Genomic DNA, 19466 nt, shown 5'->3' on the forward strand with positions numbered 1-19466 from the left:
ATACTGCCTCACTGTTTCTGTGCGGAATTGACCCGGGCCAGAGAGGCCTTGGTGACACGATCAAGTATGACGGCCAGCAACACAATGCCAAGACCAGAAACCAGCCCCACACCCAACTCCAGGTTCCGAATGCCACGCAACACCAAGACGCCCAACCCCGGAGCAGACACCAGTGACGCAATCACCACCATCGCCAGACTCATCATGATGGTCTGATTCACGCCCGCCATAATATTCGGCAACGCCAACGGGATCTGGACCTTGAACAGCTTTTGCCGGGGCGTCATGCCGAACGCATCAGCGGCCTCAATCACCTCCTTGTCCACCAAACGAATGCCGAGATCGGTCAGCCGAACCACCGGCACGATGGCATAGAGGATAATGGCAATGCCGTACAACTTGGATTCTGTCACGCTGAACAGAAAGATCAGCGGAATCAGGTACACGAACGGGGGCAAAGTCTGCAGCATATCCAACACCGGTATCGTGCCTCGTTGCAACCAGTCATTTCTTGCCATGGCGATCCCTATCGGGACTCCGATCAAGACACACAAGAAGGCACAGACGAAGATAATGGCCAGGGTCTGCATCGCGTATTCGTAGTAATCAATAAAGGCCAGCAGGCCGATGGAGAACGCAACAAACGCTACCAGCCTCCAGGACTTGCTCACCAAAAACACCACCGCCAACATCACCGGAATCACAATCCACCACGGTGTGCTGAGCATGACGTAGAGCGAACCATCAAGAAACCAGCTCAGGGGCTGGGTGAGCGGGTCTAGCACCAGGCTCAGGCTGTCTTTGACTTCCAGAAAGCCTTGCTCGAGCCCTTTGGTGAGATCGCGGGATTTCGGGAACGCCGCGCACGATTCGTTCAGCGCATCCATCGAGGGAAACGGCAAGTCCCACAGAGATTCGGATTCGGCATCCTTTCCTTTGCTCTTGGCCAGCAAGTCGGCCATGGATAAGGGGCCAGAGTTCTTATTTTGGCCACACCACTCCTTCAGACCCAAGTTTGAGAACAACCAGTCGTATGTTGCCATCGGCTATGCCTGTGTTAGAAAACCGTCGATAAGAAATGGGAGAATCGGTACATGCCCGGCTCACCTGACGGCGGTAAGCCAGGCAGTGGATGAGCGCTTTAGTCTCCTAGCACTCGGCTCAGACGCTTTCTGGCATCGTCATTCAGCCAGGAAGACCACTCTTCGCCATAATTGGTCAGGTAGTACACTGCGGCTTCCTCCGCCGTGGCGTTGTTGGCGTCCATCCATGCCAACAACGCACTCATGGTTTCGGTTTCAAAACTTAGCTGAGCCAGCATTTCCGCCACTTCTGGCTCGCGATCTTCGAAATCCGGCGTTACGGTGGTCAGCACCGTCGCAGCCGGAAATTCAGACACGGTAGGATTATCGGCATCGGGCGACTGGTTCTTCGCATGCACTTCTGGCTTGTACTCACCCAGTTTGACCCGAGTCATGTCGAACTTGCCAAGCGGAACGGTTGGGCCCCAGTAATAGCCGAACCAAGGTTCCTGCTTCTGCACAGCAGATGCCATCGACGAAGCCAGGGTTTCACCCGAGCCGTGGTTGAACACATCGATACCAGCCGACTCAAGATCCAGCGCCCGAACCAGATTGTCGTTCGCTACACGGCAGCCCCAACCATCGGGGCAGTTGTTGAAGCGGCCACCCACCAGCTCAGGGTTGGCCATAATCCCTTCGATAGTGGCCAATTCCGGATGCTTCTCCGCCAGATAGGTCGGAATCCACCAACCCTCAATACCGCCGGGCCTCAGCACTTTAGTGAGCGGCTTGATTTTCCCTTCAGCTTCCAACCGTTCGTAGGCTTCACCCGCCGAGTTTTTCCAAAGCTCGGTCACAATATCCGGCTCGCCGTTCTCGGCAACAGAGGTCACGGCTGGCACCGTGTCCGAGGGCACCACGGTCACCTCACAACCGTAGCCCTGCTCCATGATGAACTTGGCCACACTGGTCACCACCGTATTCGAGGCCCAGTTCATTTCCGTTATCGACACCTCGCCGCAATCGGCACTTGCCAGCGAAGGTATCGTTAGGGCACAAAGCAATGCTGTATAGGAAAGCTTTCTCATAACTCACTCCCGTCGGTATTAACGTATCTGGAGGCTTCGGCTAGACACCACAATAATCAATACGAACAACGAGATAACTCAGACTATCGAAGCAAGCCGAAATTGCGTGGTCGCCGCGACAAAGCCCCTGCGATCACCCAGACTCATTACAATCCTTAGACTTCTAAGCATAAGACGTTCGCTCGAAGTTACAAGATATTTACCAAAATCGGTCGCTTAAAATGACACAGCCGGGGCAGCTAAAAGGTTTCGAGGTAGCCCTTCGGCAAGGCAATGTCGAGTGAGATAGGCAGGTGATCGGAGACCGGGTAGCTCACCACACCGGACTGACGAATTTCCAGCGACGGGCTGACCAGAATGTGGTCCAGAGCCTTTTCGGGACGCCAGCTTGGAAAGCTATGCGCGGTCGCCGGTAACGGAACCAGATCGGTTTCACGGAGAGGCGTTTGGGTAAGTAATTGCTCGGCATGGGCATTCATATCTCCCATCAACACCACATGCTGATATTTGCTGATCAGGTCGCGGACAAAGCCGAGTTGGCGCTGTTGCGCGGATTTGCTCAACGACAGATGCATCTGTACCAACACCAATGGATCTTCTTCCAGACCATAACGCGCGACGATCGCGCCTCTGCCCGGTATCAGCCCGGGCAGCTTGTGCTCCGTGACATCCAAGGGGCGGTAGCGACTCAAGAATCCGTTGCTGTGTTGGGCAAACTGGCCAAGGTTCCGGTTCAGCTGCTGGTACCAATACGGTATCCCGGCGGCCTCGGCCAGATATTGGACCTGATTCACGTAGCCACTGCGCAAGCTGCCACCATCGCATTCCTGCAACGCGACCACATCGTACTGTTTCAACAGCGTGGCAATGCGGTCAAGGTTTTCAAAGCGACGGCGATTGGGAAGGAAATGCTGCCAGCTACGAGTCACGTAGTGACGATACGAAGAGGTGTTGATACCCACCTGAATGTTAAAGGTTAACAGCCGGATATGGCGATGGGGCTCAAAGTCAGGCACGTGTTCGCTTCCCGAACACGCACCACGCGGGGCGGCTTCCTGTGATTTCAATATGCCGTTGATCTGGCTACGAATCCGTTTATACATAATCGCCCGTAAGCTGAACAGAAACCCTGAAAGCCGCACGCATCAGACGTCTCCCTTATTCCGATACTCCGTGCTCTTTGCTGACCAGGTAATCGACAACCTTCAGCACGTTTTCATGCCCCCGGGCCATGGTTGCATTGACCACGTACTTTCCGTTAACCAGCATAGTCGGTGTCCCGGTAACTTGCGCACCCATAATTTTGGTTTGCGCCTGGCGCACACGCGACCGAACGGCAAAACTGTTGTAAGCATCGACAAAGGCCTCGGCGTCCACACCGTAACCCGCCACGAAATCCGCCAGTGATTCCGCCGAGTTCAGCGGACGTCGCTCACTCGCCAATGCTTCGAACAAGGCATCGTGCACCTTATCCAGCTGGCCCATGGACTCCAACGCGTAAAACGCAAAGGCGTGCGGTGCCCAGCTCTCACCGAGCACGGCCGGCAGGCGAACATAATTCACGTAATCCGGCGCTTGTTCTTCCCACGCCTCTGACAGTGGCTTGAAGTTGTAGCAGTGGGGGCAGCCATACCAGAACACTTCAGCCACCTCGACTCCGCTGTCGGAAGCGGTGCTGACCGGCGTGCTCAAGGTGCGGTAATGCACACCGTTTTGCCAGGTGTCGGAACTGGCGAAGCCACTGAAAGCCAGCGATGCGGCCATGGTTACTATCAGGCTTAGGGTTCTGATCATGAAACTCTCCGAGCTTTAGCGTGGTTATTCGTTCTATTTAAGGCGTTCGATTATGACCCAGCCACGCTCAAAAGTTCCACCGGGCGCAACAGGAAATAATTACGGATGATTAAGCCTCTGCCTTCTCCCCAAAAACAAAAACCCCGCCGGAGCGGGGTTTTCTGATCTGACAGAACTGATCGGAATCAGTGCAGGCCGGATGCGTAGTTGGCAACCGCTTCGATTTCAGCGTCGGTCAACTTGGAAGCCACATCTACCATGATGCCGGCATTCGCCGTGGTAGCACGAGTGCCATCACGGTAGGCCTGAAGCTGCTTGGCGATGTACTCTGCATTCTGGCCACCCAGAGCCGGGTAACCAGCAGGCTCGTTCCCCTTTCCGCTCGGGTTATGACAGCCAGCGCATGCCGGCACGCCAGAAGCCATGTTACCGCCACGGAAAATAGCCTGACCTTGCGCAATCAGCTCAGCGTCATCGTTTGCCTGATTAACCACCAGCTCTTGCTTGTTGAAGTAAGCCGCCAGATCTTTCAGATCCTGATCCGTCATGTTGGTCAGAATACCGGTCATCTCCGGTACAGAACGATCTCCGGATTTAATGTCTGTCAGCTGACGGTACAGGTACTTTTCACCCAAACCGGTCAATTTCGGGTAACTCGCCATCATCGGCTTGCCGCCACCCTGGCCATGACAGGCCGCGCACACGGCAGCTTTCTGTTCACCCGCTGCCGGATCTCCTGCCCCGTGAGCCATCGTTGACAAGCTAACTCCGAGAACCACTCCTGCGATCAGTCTTTTCATGCCCGCTCCGCTTCTCTCATCTTAGAATCTTGAAAGTATTCTGGTTATTCGCCGGATGGCCCTGTTGGATCAGGCTCAAAACCGGGACTGACAGCGGAACGCGCAGCGTGCCGCCGGAATTTGGTGTAGCATTATACATTAATCGTCGATAACTGAAATCCAAAGGAACAGCAACCGTCGTGGACCCTGATCTGACTCAAAAAAGCGTCTCATTCAACAGCGCCCGATTTTTAATCAGCGCCTCCAAGCTGGACGAGTGCCCGCCCGATTACGGTGCCGAGGTTGCCTTTGCTGGCCGCTCTAACGCCGGCAAATCCAGCGCACTCAACGCCATCACCGTCAACGGCAAACTGGCCCGGACCAGTAAAACGCCCGGGCGCACACGACTGATCAACTTTTTCAGTCTGAACAAAGAAAACATGCACTTGGTGGATTTGCCGGGCTACGGCTACGCAAAAGTCTCCCGGGACATGAAAGATGACTGGCAAAAACATCTGGGACACTATCTGAATGAGCGTCGCTGCTTGCGCGGATTGGTTTTGGTTATGGACATTCGTCACCCGCTGACCGAATTTGACCAGATGATGATCGAATGGTGCGAGCACAACAAGCTGCCCCTGATGATTCTGGCCACCAAAGCCGACAAATTGAAGTTTGGCCAGGCCAAAACGGCGATGCTGGGCATTGCGAACAAACTGAAGAAGTACGAATACGTGGAACATCTGGTGATGTTCTCGGCCACCTCTAAGCTGGGCCTTGATGAATGCCGGGCGGCACTGACGAACTGGTTGGAAGCCCCTGAAGAGGCCGAAGACTGATTGCAGCGCAGAAAAAGCCGGCCTACCTGTGGTAGGCCGGTAAAACGTCAGGGTTTGCGACGTGCTTTGCCCCCCGAAAGGGGCAACCTGAGAACTCACTCAGGAGCAGCAGAAAAGTCCGGTTTCCTGCTGTAATTCGTTCGACCGCAGGGTTTCGAAGAAGTTCAGTTTTTATTCAGTTCAAGCCACAACCGCGCTGCACTTTTCCGGCAGAGCCGGACGATACTTCTCTCTCAACGCCATCACCTCATCACGATACTCTGGCATCAAATAGGGCATTTCAAGGGTCAACACCTGATAAATACCCTGTTTGAGGGCCGTCAGGCTTAAGCCTTCATCGCCGGTACTGGCATGGGCCGTCTTCAAAAATGCCATCCAGTTGGTCACCACCAGCCAGATATTCAGCGCCATGACTTCACGCAACTCTTCCGGCTGCTTCTGCACAATGCCGGAGTCCGCCAACTTCTCGAAAATTGTTTTCATCGCCGCCAGACAGCGGTTGGTAAAGTCACGATAATCGCTCCGCAATCGAGGATCGCAATCCAGCAGGTATTCAAGATCCCGATGGAAAAACCGGTAGCTCCACAAGCCATCAAATACAGACTCGAGATAGAAGGTCATGTCAGCCACCGTCAACGGCCGGTCTTCCGGAATATCCAGGTAGTAATCGACCAGCTTTTCGTATTCCTGAAAGATCTCGTAAATGATGTCCGACTTGTTCCGGAAGTGGTAATACAGATTACCCGGAGAGATCGCCAGATGGGCGGCAATATGATTCGTGGTTGTGTTCCGTTCCCCTCGCTCGTTAAAAAGCTCGAGGCTCGCCAACAGAATTTTGTCTCTGGTCTTCATGCTCACGCCGCAGTTTGTTGTTATCACATTGAGGATGGCCCATTAGGCCACCCAGCATTTCTTGACTGAGTAGAGTATATACTCTAATAATAGCCGTTAGCGCAAATTTCATACACCAAGCGCCAACAACAACAGCTTCCAGCACCTTGACTGGACAGCTCAAGGAGATAGCACAATGGTAGCCACTGTCGTTCAGATGACGGAAAGCAAAACGCAGATTCAACACACCCACCGGATTCACCAGCTCCAGAAGAAAGCATTCCGGAATAATCCGATGCCCTCTGCGTCTGAACGCAAGGAGAACCTCAAGCGGCTGAAGCGAGCGCTGCTCGCCAACCAGGAGCGTTTGCTGGAAGCCATCGATCGCGACTTCAGCTGCCGCTCGAAAGACGAAACGCTGATTGCCGAGATGATGCCTTCGATTCAGGGTATCAACTACACCCTGAAAAATCTCGACAGCTGGATGAAGCCCTCAAAGCGCCATGTCTCCGTGCTGTTTCAGCCCGCCAGCAACAAGGTTCATTACCAGCCAAAAGGCGTGGTCGGCGTCATCGTGCCCTGGAACTATCCTTTGTATCTTGCCGTAGGGCCGCTGGTTGCGTCATTGGCCGCAGGAAACCGGACCATGGTCAAAATGTCCGAGTTCACGCCTCACACCTCGGCGCTGTTTAAAGAGATCATCGAGAGCATGTTCCCGGAAGACCTGGTCGCAGTTGTGACAGGCGAAGCCGATGTGGCAGCCGATTTCTCCCAGCGTCCGTTCGATCATCTGCTGTTCACCGGCTCTACCTCCGTGGGCAAATTGGTGATGCGGGCCGCGGCCGAAAACCTGACACCGGTTACACTGGAACTCGGCGGCAAATCCCCCGCCGTTGTCTCGCCCGACGTGCCGCTTTCCGATGCCGCCCAGCGCATAGCGTTCGGTAAGGCCATCAACGCCGGCCAAACCTGCGTCGCCCCGGATTATGTGCTTTGTCCGAAAGATCGGGTGCAGGCTTTTGTGGATGAATTCCGCGCTCAGGCTTCAACCATGTATCCGAGTCTGCGCGATAACGACGACTACACCGCCATCATCAACGAACGGCAGTACGACCGGCTGCAAAGCTATCTCGAGGATGCCCGCGCCAAAGGTGCCGAGGTTATCGAGATCAATCCTGCCAACGAACACATGAAAGACGGCACCCGCAAGATTCCCTTGACCTTGGTACTCAACACCACCGAGGACATGAAGGTGATGCAGGATGAAATCTTCGGGCCGATTCTTCCCATCGTCACCTACTCGGATCTGGACGATGCGATTCATTACATCAACGATCGTCCTCGGCCGCTGGCCCTGTACTTCTTTGGCTACGACAAAGACCAGCAGGAACACATCATCGCCCAGACCCACTCCGGCGGCATGTGCATAAACGATGCCTTGATGCATGTGGCCCAGGACGACCTGCCCTTCGGCGGGGTCGGGGATTCCGGTATGGGCCATTACCATGGCAAAGAAGGCTTTATGACCTTCTCCCACCACCGGTCGATCTTTAGCAAACAGAAATTCAACAGCGGCAAGTTCGTATACGCACCGCACGGCACTGCCGCGCACAAAATGATCTACAAACTGTTCATCCGCTAACAACGGCCCAGACCGGCACAGGCATCGGGTAATCCTTCCCGATCCTGTGCCAACCTTCGGAGCCCGGCCAACCTTCATACACAACCAGCACAGGTGCCACATGCCCGATCAGCCAACCCTCTCTGCTGAAACCACTCCCCAACTGAGCCGACGAAGCTTTCTGAAAACCGGCGTGGGCGGCGCCCTGTTTTTGGGCACTGTCAGCATGACCGCGGGCCTCTCTGGCTGTTCAACTGCGCCCGCAGGTCGAATCAGTGCCGTTGAAAGCCGGATGAATGCCAGTTATCAATTTCAGTTTTTGAGTACAGACGACATCGCGCTGTTTGAAGCCTTGCTACCGGCCCTGTTTGCCGGTGCATTACCTGAAGCCCCCAACAAACGTCAGTTTGAGATTGCTGCCACCATTGAACGAATTGATCAAGGTATCGTCCAGTTCGGGGCCCCGAACCAGAAAGAACTGCGAAAACTCTTCGACTTGCTCAACTTTGCCCCCACCCGCATCGCTCTGGCACGGGTATGGTCCGACTGGCCATCGGTCACCACCAAAGAAGCCGATGCGTTCCTGAACCGCTGGCGCACGAGCCGCCTCGGTCTATTGAACAACGGCTACATCGCGCTGAGCAAAATCGCCAACGTCGCCTTTTATGGTCACCAGAATCAATGGCACCTGACCGGTTACCCGGGGCCACCCGCCTGGATGGTTGATGCGTTACCTCAATTCAAAAATGCCTGATGACCCCGGAAAACGGAGAGCACTATGTCCATGAATGATCCCATCGCCCGGGGCCTGGCTTCCGGCTGGAACGTGGTCGATGCCAGCAAACTGACCGAAAACCAGACCGTCGAAGCCGACGTTGTTGTCATCGGCACTGGCGCCGGCGGCGGCACCACCGCTGAAATCCTGTCCAAACAAGGCTTTTCGGTAATATTGGTCGAAGAAGGTGGCCTGTATTACCAGAAAGACTTCAAAATGGACGAACAAACCGCCTACGCCACGCTCTACCAGGAAGGCATGAGCCGCACCACCGCCGATGGCGCCATCTCCATTCTGCAGGGCCGCTGCGTGGGTGGTTCGACCACCGTCAACTGGACCAGCAGCTTCCGCACACCCGAGCAAACGCTGAATTATTGGCGCGAAACCTTCGGGCTGGAAGGACTGGCCCCGGATGTCATGGCGCCTTGGTTCGACGGGCGAGAAGAACGCCACACCATGGCACCCTGGCTAACACCGCCCAACCAGAACAACAGCATCTTACGGGACGGTTGCGAAGCACTCGGATACTCCTGGCAAACCATTCCGCGCAACGTCAACGGCTGCTGGAATTCGGGCTACTGCGGGGTAGGCTGCCCGACCAATGCCAAACAAGGCGCCCTGATGACCACCATCCCCGGCGCACTCGACAACCAGGCCCAAATGTTCCACGGCCTGCGCGCCGAGCGACTGGTCATGAAACAAGACCGCATCGACCACCTGCAAGCCACCGCCATGGGGCCAGACGGCGTTACCCCATCCGGAGTCACCGTCACCCTGAAGGCCAACCATTTCGTGGTCGCCGCCAGCGCCATCGGCTCCCCGGGACTGCTGTTGCGTTCCGACCTGCCGGACCCACACAACCGCGTAGGCAAACGCTCATTCATCCACCCGGTCAGCGCCACCGTCGCCCGTATGCCGGCCAAAGTAGAGCCTTTCTACGGCGCACCGCAGTCCATTTACTCGGATGAATTCAACTTCAAAAACGGCCACGACGGCCCCATAGGCTACAAACTCGAAGTCCCACCGTTACACCCCGGCATGGCGGCTGGCGTTGTACCGGGCCACGGCCAACTGCAGCGCGATAATCTGGGCCAACTGCCCTGGCTCCAGTCCGTCATTGCCCTGCTCCGGGACGGCTTCCACCCCGAAAGCCCCGGCGGCACCGTCAGCCTGCGCGACGATGGCAGCCCCGTACTCGATTACCCCATCACCGACTACCTGTGGGATGGCATCCGCCAGTCCTACCTCGACATGGCCGAAATCCAATTCGCCGCGGGCGCAGAAGCGGTCCAGGCCATACACATGGACTCGGCCTGGTACACCAGCTGGAAAGAAGCCAAAGCCGCCATCAACGAGCTTCCGATGAGGCCCCACCGTGCCCGAATCTTCACCGCGCACCAAATGGGCGGCTGCGGCATGGGCAGCAATCCGGAAGAGTCGGTGGTCAACGGCTTCGGCGAACACCACCACGTGGCCAACCTGAGCGTGCACGACGCCTCCATCTTCCCCACCAGCATCGGCGCAAACCCGCAGCTGTCGGTTTACGCACTGGCGGCTAGAAACAGCGTGAGACTGGCTCAGAAGCTGGCAGCGAAAAGCTGATTAAACGGCAAAAGTAGCGCGAACTGTCGCTGTCGGGGCGACTATGGATGAGCCCGAGGCACAGGGTGAGGGTTGTCTTCCGGGAGTCTTGAGGGCCAAGGACGGCCCGAAAGAAGCGCACAAGGATGTGCTCGTAGCGTCTCCCGGAAGACAACCCTCGCACTGTGCTAACTCCAACTCAAGCAATCCGATGCAAAAGCCCCGGATCAAAAGCACAGGGCTACAGCCCGAAAACCAATACTGCTATGCTACCGGGTATAAAAACCAAGGAGCTGTGCATGCCAAAAGTAATCTACCCAGGCACCTTTGACCCCATCACCAATGGCCACACCGACCTCATAGAACGGGCCGGCCGCATGTTTGATGAAATCGTCGTCGCCGTTGCCTACAACCCCAAAAAGCAGCCACTGCTCAATCTAGACGAGCGCTGCGAACTGGTCAGAAAAGCCACTGCACACGTCCCCAACGTCACCGTCACCGGCTTCAGCAACCTACTGGCAGAATTCGTACGGGAACAAAACGCCAGCGTTATCCTGCGTGGCCTGCGGGCAGTATCAGATTTCGAATACGAATTTCAGCTTGCCGACATGAACCGCCGACTGGCACCGGAAGTGGAAAGCGTGTTCCTGACGCCATCCAACCACTTGTCCTACATCTCCTCCACCCTGATTCGGGAAATTGCCTCCCTGGGCGGCGATGTATCGGAGTTTGTTGATCCAGCCGTTGCTGAAGCCCTGAAGCAGAAATTCAGCAAAGCCTGAGAACACAAAGAAAGGGAAAGCAGCACCACCGGTCAACGGTGGTGCCAGAACAGGCTTAAAGCAACGGCGGCAGCGGAATCTGAACGCCGTTAATATCCAGCACCAAATCTTCCATCTGCCCCTTCATCACCAACTCGTCGCCGTCACGAACCAGCAGCCCCTGCTTGATCAGCGGCGACAACTGCATGCGTACAGCCGGGTATTCTTCAGCCAGAGCCAACGGCATAGCCAGATTCACCGACCCCACCAAACGCTGCATCACCATCAGCATATTGGCGCGCTCATCCTCGGATAACTCAGGGTGCGAGATATCCAGCGACCCCTCAATCGCGCCCTCCGGCGTATCCAGGCTCAGCTCCCGAACGCCCACGGAAAAGCCACTTGCCGCCAAACCACGTACCGCCTCGTTAAACCGCTGCATCAGCGCCATTTGCTGCTCGTAGGCAGAACGCGGATCCGCGCCGGCATCCATTGCCATCAATTGCATATCCGTCATCGCCGAGCTGAAACTGTTCCAACTCGGTACATTCAAGCGATCAACCGACACCGCTATCCGGTGCGGCCCATAAGTGTTGCCTTCAACGCTAACACTCTCAATATCCAGCGCCGCTTCCGAATCCAGGGTCTGGCCATGATTGCTGGCTTCACTGCGAGTCTCGAACAACACATTGCTCACCATCAAGGCGGGAAGCTCTGCGCTTTTAACCACCAGAGATTCCAACGTCATTGTGCCGGCCCCGGTCCATACATCTCCGCTGAGCAGAGCCATACTTTGCTCAACCTGCAGCCCTGCAATTGTTACATCGGCCTGCGGCCCCGAAACGCTCAACTCCGGCCACACCAGCAAGACATCGGCCTGCTCACCCATGCGCCCCACATCTATCCGGGCGAAACCACCACTGGCGCTGACGGATTCCGATCGGCCGGGCTGTTCAAAGGTGACCGGCGGCGCCTGAAACTCCACCACCGCTGACCCCCAAAGCCGGGTTTCCAGCGTTAACGCCGGCTCTTCATCCTCGAACCAGTGGGCGCCTTCATACTGCCAGCCCTCACGGGGGCTGAAGTCCAGCAAGCTACCGGTCACGCCATGAGAAATGGCAACCTGAAAATCGATGTTGCTGGTATCGCCGGTCTCGGGATCGATCAGCGCCAATGTCCCACTGGCCTGGGCACTGAACAAGCCGCGCTGATAACGGTTAGTCTCCAACCGAACAAACGGCTGCGACTGGTTCACCTCTTCGGTCGCCTCCAGCCACTGTTGCTCAGTCACGTACCCCACTGCCCAAGGTGCCACGCCCGCGACCAGTAAAACGGCTGAGCCGATCATCGTCCATTTGTTCAGTTTCAATATCTATGTCCTATCCGCGGGTTGCGTGGTTGATTGTTCGTCGTCTAACGCTTAACTCGGCTTACCGGTCAGCCTTTCCAGCAGGAGCAACTGCGCCGCCATTCTGGGCTCACCCTCCGCCGGTTGGTTCTGGATATAGCTTCCATCGGGCTGCAACACCCAGGATTGACAGTTGTCCGCCAGGTAAGCGGTCAGATCTTCTTGCAGCCGCGCAATGAGGGCCGGTTCTTCAATAGGAAATGCCACTTCTATGCGGCTCAACATATTGCGTTCCATACCATCGGCACTGGCGCAATAGACATCAGGCTTACCCTTGTTCTCGAAGTAATAGATACGGGTATGCTCCAGGAATCGCCCCACGATCGAACGGACCCGTATGTTGTCCGACAAACCCGGCACACCCGGGCGCAAGCAGCAGATACCCCGAACAATCAGATCAATTTGCACTCCCGCTTGCGAGGCTCGATAAAGCGCCTTGATCAGTTGGGCATCGGTCAGCGCATTAAATTTGAAAATGATGCGGCCTTCCTCGCCATAACCGGTTTCCCGTTCGATCAGACTGATCAAACGCTTGTGCATGGAAAACGGTGCATGGAACAGCTTTTTGATTTTCAGGGCCTTGCCCATACCGGTCAGCTGCTGAAACAGCTTATTAACGTCATCGCCAATTGACTCGTCACACGTCATGAAGCTGTAATCCGTGTAAAGCCTCGCATTGCCAGCGTGGTAGTTACCCGTGCCAAGGTGCACGTAGCGACTCAACTTACCCTCTTCCCGGCGGACAATCAGCAACATCTTGGCGTGGGTTTTATAACCGACCACGCCGTACACCACGATGACACCGGCTTCCTGCAACCGACTGGCCAGCTCGAGGTTTTCCGCCTCACTGAAACGTGCCCTCAGCTCAATCACTGCGGTCACCTCTTTGCCACGGCGCGCGGCATCCGCCAACGCCTCGACAATTTCCGACCCTGTGCCGGCCCGGTAAAGCGTCTGCCGGATGGCCAACACCTGCGGATCTTTCGCCGCCTGGCGCAGCAAATCGACCACCGAACTGAAGTTCTCGAACGGGTGGGACAGCAGAATCGGCCGCTTGCGAATGGCGTCAAACATCGATTCCTTGCTGCGAATCTGGCGCGGAATGGCCGGTGAAAAACTGGAATAGGTCAGGTCCGGCCGCTCCACCAAGCCACTCACCGCCAGCAGCCGGGTCAGGTTTACCGGGCCGTTCACCCGATAGAGATCCCGTTCCCCAAGGCCAAACTCATGCAACAGGAAGTGCACCAGCTCTTCCGGGCAGTTATCCGCCACCTCTAGCCGCACACCGTCACCGAAGCGGCGACTCAACAACTCACCCCGCAGCGCCGACGCCAGATCTTCCAGATCGTCCTCCAGCTCCAGGTCCGCATTGCGGGTCAAGCGGAACTGGTAGCAGCCCTTCACTTCCATGCCCGGGAACAACTCATCTGCATGAGCGTGGATCATGGACGACAAGAACACCAGATTCTCACCGCCGTCACAGACTTCGTCCGGCAGGCGAACCAGGCGAGGCAACGAGCGCGGAGCCGGCAGGATAGCCATGCCGGTCTCCCGGCCGAAAGCGTCTTTGCCATCCAGTTCAACAATGAAATTCAGACTCTTGTTGACCAGTCGCGGAAACGGGTGCGAAGGGTCCAGCCCGATCGGGCTAACCACCGGAAGGATTTCGTCATCAAAATAATTTCTGACCCACTCGGCCTGAGCGGGCGTCCATTCCCGCCGACGAATAAAGTGGATGTTCTGCTTTTCCAGTTCGGGAAACAGCACGTTGTTCAGAATGTCGTACTGCTCATCGATGTACTCATGAGCAACACGGCTGATCTCGGCCAACGCCTGTTCCGGCTGCATACCATCCGCGCCCACGGTTTCCCGGCCGTATTTCAGCTGCTCCCGCAGGCCGGCGACCCGGATCTCGAAGAACTCATCCAGATTACTACTGAAAATACAGCAGAAAATCAGCCGGTTAATCAGCGGATGCGCCGGATCCATGGCCTGTTTCAGCACCCGATAGTTGAACTGAAGCTGACTCAGCTCCCGGTTAAACCAGTTCTCGCTTGCATCCAGATTAACCTGCTCGCCGACCGGCGGAATCTCAACGGGCGCGGGCACGCTGAGATCGTCGCTGGTGACTGATTTTGCTTTTGTTGTTTCCGTAGTCATCGCTCTCTGCATCCATTTACGGCGCGAACGGCCTGTTCGTCCTTTACGCTCGCTGGCGCTCTCTCATCAATCGGGCGGCACGCACGGCAAAATAAGTGAGAATGCCGTCGGCACCGGCGCGGCGCATCGCCATCAGGCTTTCCATCATCACCGCATCTCCGTCAAGCCAGCCGTTCTGCGCAGCAGCCATATGCATGGCGTATTCGCCACTCACCTGATACACAAAGGTCGGTACCTGAAGTTCGGTTTTGACCCGGTGCACAATATCCAGATACGGCATGCCCGGCTTGATCATCACCATGTCGGCACCTTCCGCCAAATCCATGACAACTTCGTGAATGGCTTCGTCGCTGTTAGCCGGGTCCATCTGATAGGTCGATTTATTACTCTTGCCCAGATTACCCGCCGATCCGACAGCATCCCGGAAAGGCCCGTAGTAGCTGGACGCATATTTGGCAGAATAGGCCAGAATTCGGGTATTGACGTAACCGGCCGATTCCAATGCTTCACGAATCGCCGCGACCCGGCCATCCATCATGTCTGACGGTGCCACCACATCGGCACCCGCGTCGGCGTGAGACAGTGCCTGATTGACCAACGCCTCCACCGTCACGTCGTTCAGCACGTAGCCGTCATTATCGATGATGCCGTCTTGACCGTGAGTGGTGAACGGATCCAATGCCACATCGGTAATCACGCCCAGCTCAGGGTGTGCTTTTTTCAGCGCCCGTACCGCGCGCTGCGCCAAACCATCGGAATCCCAAGCACCCGAGCCCGACAGGTTCTTGTGCTCGGCAGGGACAACCGGGAACAGCGCGATCGCCGGAATGCCCAACTCCACCAGTTCTGACGCCTGCTCCACCAGCAAATCAATGCTCAGACGCTCGACACCCGGCATAGAGGGCACGGCTTCCCGCTGGTTTTCTCCCTCCAGTACAAATACCGGATAAATGAGATTGTCCGGCGTCAGCTGGTTTTCGCGAACCATACGGCGGGAAAAATCACTGGCGCGATTACGGCGTAAACGAGTATAGGGAAAGCTTCGACCGGAAAGCGGCTGGTGCGGCTTTGACACAGGTAACCTCCTGAACATGAACCGTGGGAAGAGCATCCATCATACACCTCGGAGGCGACCTGTTGCAGGCCTGCGGTCATGCTCGCGGTTGACGGGGGGCAACAAATCACGATTTCGGGCGGTTAGGCAAACACCGCCCGAACAAAAATCCCTTAAAGCGTGCGATTATTGAAACCTGCATCCACCTTGCGGGATGTGTTCGACTTCAATGTCGTATCGACCTCTTCGATTTTGCCACCACACTGCAAAAAGGCCTCCATGTCCGCCTGCAATTGCGCTCTGACCCGAGCGCGGCTGGCAACGGAATGATTGTCGTCGCCTTCTCCGGCCCAACTTACTGACTGCTCCAAACTGCCTTCGTCGAATTCACTCATGCGCTTTTCTCCATCAACGAAAACCCGCCGCCAGCGCTCCAAAATGCACTGGCCAGCACAACTTGCCTCGACGAACAGCCCGCAAAGGCTTCGTCTTGGCGTCTTTATAATCCTCTTTTTTTAACGGCGCTATTTGCTCACTCAATATTTTTTGTAACATTTTGTAATTTAGATTAACTTATTGATTTTGTAGCCCATAATTAGGCTCCATCAAGCCGTCATAAATTGACACAAAGAATGAACAGTGATTCACTACTTGGGAAGGCAGCATGGCCTATCGTGAAACCGACAAAATGCGTCAGCGAAAAGCCGAGGCGCGCGAAAACATCCTTAAATGCACGTCTCAGTGCGTGGCTGAAAAGGGGTTCCGCAGTGCTCGAATCACGACCATTGCAAATTTGGCGGGCGTAGCAACCGGCACCATCTACCGCCACTTCGAGTCCCGCGAAGACCTGTTTGCCGAAATTTTCCGGCTGGCTACGCAACGTGAAGTCGATAAGGTGGCCGAAGCGCTGGCCGTAGAAGGCGATGCCGTGCACCGATTGAATAATGCCCTGTGCCAGTTCGCCAGACGCGCCCTGAAAGGCCCCACCCGGGCCTGGGCAATGATTGCCGAACCGGTTGACCCGAAAGTTGAAGAAGAACGACTGTTATACAGAAAAGCCTACGCCAGCCTGTTTGAACAAACCATTCAGGAAGGCATCGCAGAAGGCTCCATACCCGAACAGGATGCCCGCATCACCAGCACCTGTTTGGTAGGCGCCATATCCGAATCACTAGTCGGACCGCTGTCGCCAGCGCAGACAGCCTCACTGCCAACAACAAAAACCGATCAAGAAGCGCTGATCAACACCATCGTTCGCTACTGCGTGAGGGGGTTGACCGGCACCAGGAGCTGATTATGAGCAAGCCGCTAGGCACCACCCGCGATCGCAACACCGACACCCCCCGACCGGATCGCTATCTGGCCGCAACCCACGAGGTTCTCAACCAGCCCAAAGCGCTGGCCGACTACAACCTGTTCGAGCAAGACGCCGCCCTGCGGGACGCCGTATTGCGGGAAGGTGCCGCCCACGCCAACGAAGACCTGAGCCGCTTTGGTGCCTGGGCCGGAAAAGCCGACACCATAGAGCTGGGCCACCAGGCCAACCACAACAAACCCAGCTTCCGCACCCATGATCGTTACGGCCACAGAATAGATGAGGTCACGTTTCACCCGGCCTACCACGAACTGATGACCGCAGCACTGGAAAACGGTTTGCACAGCTCGCCCTGGGCCAACCCCGGCCAAGGTGCCCACGTCGCGCGGGCAGCCAAGTATTATATGCACTCGCAGGTAGAAGCCGCCCACTGCTGCCCCATCACCATGACCTTCGCCGCAATCCCCTCCATCCGCAAACAACCGGAACTGGCGAAGCTTTGGGAACAAAAAATCCTGACCAACGCCTACGACGGCCGCAATCTACCCGACCGCGAAAAAACCGCCGTCACCATCGGCATGGCGATGACCGAAAAACAAGGCGGCAGCGACGTGCGCGCCAACACCACCCGAGCCTACGCCATAGCTTCCGAAGGCCCCGGCCAGGCTTACGAACTGGTCGGCCACAAATGGTTCGTCTCCGCCCCCATGTGCGACGCCTTTCTGGTACTGGCCCAAACCACCAACGGCCTGTCCTGCTTCCTGATGCCGCGCTGGCGCCCGGACGGCAGCAAAAACCCGTGGCAGATCCAACAACTGAAAAACAAAATGGGCAACGTTGCCAACGCCTCCAGCGAAGTTGAACTTCGCGGCGCCATGGCCTGGATGGTCGGCGAAGAAGGCCGGGGCGTGCCCACCATCATTGAAATGGTCGCCATGACCCGCTTCGACTGCATGATCGGAAGCTCCGCCGGCATGCGCCAGGCCGTTGCCCAAGCCACCCACCACTGCCACAACCGCAGCGCCTTCGGAGCCCGCCTGAGCGACCAGCCCCTGATGCAAAACGTGCTGGCCGACCTCACCCTCGAAAACGAAGCCGCCCTCGCCTACACCATGCGAGTCGCCCGTGCTCTGGACAATCAAAACAGCGAACACGAACGCCTACTGGCCCGACTGGCCACTCCTGTCGGCAAATACTGGATCTGCAAACGCACCCCCAACCACGCCTACGAAGCCATGGAATGCATCGGCGGCAGCGGCGTGATGGAAGACTGCATCATGCCCAGACTGTTCCGGGAATCCCCGGTCAACGCCATCTGGGAAGGCAGCGGCAACGTCCAATGCCTGGACACCCTGCGCGCCATCCAAAAAGAACCCGAAACCCTCGATGCCTTCTTCAAAGAAGCCGCCGAAGCCAAAGGCACCGACCGCCGCTTCGACCAGTTCCTGGCCCAACTGCAAGCCGACTTCTCCGACATCAGCGACTTCCAGTACCGCGCCAGAAACCTCGTCGACCGCCTTGCCCTAGCCATGCAGGCATCCGTACTGCTGCGCTTCGGCAACCAACACGTAGCCGACGCCTTCTGCGCCTCCCGACTGCAAAACAACGGCGGCATGAACTACGGCAACCTCCCGTCCGGCACCAACGTCGCGGCTATTATCAAACGGGCAACGCCTATAGTAGGCTAGGGGGAAAATTACAGGAGACCTAAACAGGCAACAGAAATCCTGATTGTCACGTGGACTCCCCGAACAACGTCTGAGAGCGGGCGAGGATTGGCTTTCCAAAAATTTGCGAAGCCATGGATGGCGAAGCAGAAGCGCCACATGGATGTGCCGCAGGAGCGTTTTTTGGAAAGCCAATCCTCGCCTGCTCCGGCACCCATACTGAGCCAAATATGTCGGAATCCCTGAGAAAACTGTTAAAAGAAGGCAAAACCCCAAAACAACAGCAACACACCATCACCCCCCACGTAGGCCTGCTAACCCTGCACTTCCAGCTGTACGGCTGCGAAGACCTAAAAGCCAAGCGCAAAGCCTTCACCGCCATGAAAGCCACCTGGGGCAAAGAACCCGACCTGGCCGTCAGCGAAACCGCCGACCACGACGCCTTAGACTGCGCCACCTGGACCATCGCCGCCCTGGGCGACTCCGCCCAGCAGATCACCCAGCGCCTCGACCAGGTCGAAAAAGACATCCAGGACCGCATCGACGCCGCCATACTCGACATCCACCGGGAAATTCTCTGACCTCACCCCCACTCTCAGAGAATCCCGAGCGCTGAAGGCATAGCGTCAACGCAGATCAAGCCTTATACTACGGCCCCTCAGGGACATATGACCTACTACCAGACAGGTCAGAAGTACATGTGTCAGGCCAAGCCTGGCCTCCATCCGCAGGGTTTCCGGAACCAACCCTCGGACAATCACTGAAAGTGTG

At 56.5% G+C, this 19466-nt stretch carries 18 protein-coding genes; 8 read left to right on the plus strand and 10 right to left on the minus strand.

The features are described 5' to 3' along the window. Nucleotides 1-8: 8 nt before the first annotated feature. The 5 genes from Q9245_RS07345 to Q9245_RS07365 all read right to left on the minus strand — a co-directional run bounded on the left by Q9245_RS07345 (nt 9) and on the right by Q9245_RS07365 (nt 4704). Nucleotides 9-1043: a proline/glycine betaine ABC transporter permease gene (locus Q9245_RS07345; protein ID WP_305896515.1), complete on the minus strand. Its 1035-nt coding sequence runs from the start codon at nt 1041-1043 to the stop codon at nt 9-11. 98 nt (nt 1044-1141) lie between these two features. Continuing rightward, entirely contained in the window at nt 1142-2110 is a 969-nt protein-coding gene (locus Q9245_RS07350) for an ABC transporter substrate-binding protein (RefSeq protein ID WP_305896516.1), read from the minus strand. Between the two features lie 239 nt (nt 2111-2349). Continuing rightward, a complete protein-coding gene (locus tag Q9245_RS07355; protein WP_305896517.1) occupies nt 2350-3213 on the minus strand; it encodes an endonuclease/exonuclease/phosphatase family protein in 864 nt (287 codons plus the stop codon). A gap of 55 nt (nt 3214-3268) precedes the next feature. Further along, the gene (locus Q9245_RS07360) at nt 3269-3904 is read right to left on the minus strand and encodes a thiol:disulfide interchange protein DsbA/DsbL (RefSeq protein ID WP_305896518.1); all 636 of its coding nucleotides are present in this window, start codon (nt 3902-3904) and stop codon (nt 3269-3271) included. Between the two features lie 185 nt (nt 3905-4089). Then, nucleotides 4090-4704, minus strand: a complete 615-nt coding sequence (locus tag Q9245_RS07365) for a cytochrome c (protein WP_305896519.1) — start codon at nt 4702-4704, stop codon at nt 4090-4092. Between the two features lie 179 nt (nt 4705-4883). Here Q9245_RS07365 and yihA point away from each other — a divergent pair, with 179 nt between their 5' ends. Then, a complete protein-coding gene (gene yihA, locus Q9245_RS07370; protein ID WP_305896520.1) occupies nt 4884-5522 on the plus strand; it encodes a ribosome biogenesis GTP-binding protein YihA/YsxC in 639 nt (212 codons plus the stop codon). 180 nt (nt 5523-5702) lie between these two features. Here the strand turns inward: yihA and Q9245_RS07375 are convergent, their stop codons facing one another. After that, the gene (locus Q9245_RS07375; RefSeq protein ID WP_305896521.1) at nt 5703-6374 is read right to left on the minus strand and encodes a TetR/AcrR family transcriptional regulator; all 672 of its coding nucleotides are present in this window, start codon (nt 6372-6374) and stop codon (nt 5703-5705) included. A gap of 175 nt (nt 6375-6549) precedes the next feature. On the opposite strand from Q9245_RS07375, the gene Q9245_RS07380 reads away from it, so the two are divergent. The 4 genes from Q9245_RS07380 (at nt 6550) to coaD (ending at nt 11112) form a co-directional block, all read left to right on the plus strand. Further along, entirely contained in the window at nt 6550-7995 is a 1446-nt protein-coding gene (locus tag Q9245_RS07380) for a coniferyl aldehyde dehydrogenase (RefSeq protein WP_305896522.1), read from the plus strand. A gap of 100 nt (nt 7996-8095) precedes the next feature. Then, the gene (locus Q9245_RS07385) at nt 8096-8728 is read left to right on the plus strand and encodes a hypothetical protein (RefSeq protein ID WP_305896523.1); all 633 of its coding nucleotides are present in this window, start codon (nt 8096-8098) and stop codon (nt 8726-8728) included. Nucleotides 8729-8752: 24 nt separating this feature from the next. Next, nucleotides 8753-10351, plus strand: coding sequence for a GMC family oxidoreductase (locus Q9245_RS07390; protein WP_305896524.1), 1599 nt, complete (start codon nt 8753-8755; stop codon nt 10349-10351). 278 nt (nt 10352-10629) lie between these two features. Continuing rightward, nucleotides 10630-11112 (plus strand): pantetheine-phosphate adenylyltransferase, encoded by a 483-nt coding sequence (gene coaD / locus Q9245_RS07395; RefSeq protein ID WP_223134413.1) that lies wholly within the window; start codon nt 10630-10632, stop codon nt 11110-11112. Nucleotides 11113-11167: 55 nt separating this feature from the next. Here coaD and Q9245_RS07400 read toward each other — a convergent pair whose 3' ends face one another. The 4 genes from Q9245_RS07400 to Q9245_RS07415 all read right to left on the minus strand — a co-directional run bounded on the left by Q9245_RS07400 (nt 11168) and on the right by Q9245_RS07415 (nt 16108). Continuing rightward, complete coding sequence (locus Q9245_RS07400) at nt 11168-12460, minus strand: DUF945 family protein (protein WP_305896525.1); 1293 nt, start codon at nt 12458-12460, stop codon at nt 11168-11170. 51 nt (nt 12461-12511) lie between these two features. Beyond that, complete coding sequence (gene ppk1, locus Q9245_RS07405; RefSeq protein ID WP_305896526.1) at nt 12512-14659, minus strand: polyphosphate kinase 1; 2148 nt, start codon at nt 14657-14659, stop codon at nt 12512-12514. A 43-nt stretch (nt 14660-14702) separates the two neighbouring features. Continuing rightward, on the minus strand, nt 14703-15734 hold the full coding sequence (gene hemB / locus Q9245_RS07410; protein ID WP_305896527.1) for a porphobilinogen synthase: 1032 nt from the start codon (nt 15732-15734) through the stop codon (nt 14703-14705). Nucleotides 15735-15886: 152 nt separating this feature from the next. Next, nucleotides 15887-16108: a hypothetical protein gene (locus tag Q9245_RS07415; protein ID WP_305896528.1), complete on the minus strand. Its 222-nt coding sequence runs from the start codon at nt 16106-16108 to the stop codon at nt 15887-15889. A 269-nt stretch (nt 16109-16377) separates the two neighbouring features. On the opposite strand from Q9245_RS07415, the gene Q9245_RS07420 reads away from it, so the two are divergent. The 3 genes from Q9245_RS07420 to Q9245_RS07430 all read left to right on the plus strand — a co-directional run bounded on the left by Q9245_RS07420 (nt 16378) and on the right by Q9245_RS07430 (nt 19276). After that, a complete protein-coding gene (locus Q9245_RS07420) occupies nt 16378-17007 on the plus strand; it encodes a TetR/AcrR family transcriptional regulator (protein ID WP_305896529.1) in 630 nt (209 codons plus the stop codon). A gap of 2 nt (nt 17008-17009) precedes the next feature. Next, nucleotides 17010-18716: an isovaleryl-CoA dehydrogenase gene (locus tag Q9245_RS07425; protein WP_305896530.1), complete on the plus strand. Its 1707-nt coding sequence runs from the start codon at nt 17010-17012 to the stop codon at nt 18714-18716. Between the two features lie 209 nt (nt 18717-18925). Continuing rightward, the gene (locus Q9245_RS07430) at nt 18926-19276 is read left to right on the plus strand and encodes a DUF503 domain-containing protein (RefSeq protein ID WP_305896531.1); all 351 of its coding nucleotides are present in this window, start codon (nt 18926-18928) and stop codon (nt 19274-19276) included. Nucleotides 19277-19466: the final 190 nt, after the last annotated feature.

Source organism: Marinobacter sp. MDS2 (genome assembly GCF_030718085.1).
In the GTDB taxonomy this organism is placed as follows: domain Bacteria; phylum Pseudomonadota; class Gammaproteobacteria; order Pseudomonadales; family Oleiphilaceae; genus Marinobacter.

Coding starts and splice junctions, on each gene's coding strand:
- Q9245_RS07345 (WP_305896515.1), bottom strand. CDS start 1,043: ATGGCAACATACGACTGGTTGTTCTCAAACTTGGGTCTGAAGGAGTGG.
- Q9245_RS07350 (WP_305896516.1), bottom strand. CDS start 2,110: ATGAGAAAGCTTTCCTATACAGCATTGCTTTGTGCCCTAACGATACCT.
- Q9245_RS07355 (WP_305896517.1), bottom strand. CDS start 3,213: ATGTATAAACGGATTCGTAGCCAGATCAACGGCATATTGAAATCACAG.
- Q9245_RS07360 (WP_305896518.1), bottom strand. CDS start 3,904: ATGATCAGAACCCTAAGCCTGATAGTAACCATGGCCGCATCGCTGGCT.
- Q9245_RS07365 (WP_305896519.1), bottom strand. CDS start 4,704: ATGAAAAGACTGATCGCAGGAGTGGTTCTCGGAGTTAGCTTGTCAACG.
- Q9245_RS07375 (WP_305896521.1), bottom strand. CDS start 6,374: ATGAAGACCAGAGACAAAATTCTGTTGGCGAGCCTCGAGCTTTTTAAC.
- Q9245_RS07380 (WP_305896522.1), top strand. CDS start 6,550: ATGGTAGCCACTGTCGTTCAGATGACGGAAAGCAAAACGCAGATTCAA.
- Q9245_RS07385 (WP_305896523.1), top strand. CDS start 8,096: ATGCCCGATCAGCCAACCCTCTCTGCTGAAACCACTCCCCAACTGAGC.
- Q9245_RS07390 (WP_305896524.1), top strand. CDS start 8,753: ATGTCCATGAATGATCCCATCGCCCGGGGCCTGGCTTCCGGCTGGAAC.
- coaD (WP_223134413.1), top strand. CDS start 10,630: ATGCCAAAAGTAATCTACCCAGGCACCTTTGACCCCATCACCAATGGC.
- ppk1 (WP_305896526.1), bottom strand. CDS start 14,659: ATGACTACGGAAACAACAAAAGCAAAATCAGTCACCAGCGACGATCTC.
- Q9245_RS07415 (WP_305896528.1), bottom strand. CDS start 16,108: ATGAGTGAATTCGACGAAGGCAGTTTGGAGCAGTCAGTAAGTTGGGCC.
- Q9245_RS07420 (WP_305896529.1), top strand. CDS start 16,378: ATGGCCTATCGTGAAACCGACAAAATGCGTCAGCGAAAAGCCGAGGCG.
- Q9245_RS07425 (WP_305896530.1), top strand. CDS start 17,010: ATGAGCAAGCCGCTAGGCACCACCCGCGATCGCAACACCGACACCCCC.
- Q9245_RS07430 (WP_305896531.1), top strand. CDS start 18,926: ATGTCGGAATCCCTGAGAAAACTGTTAAAAGAAGGCAAAACCCCAAAA.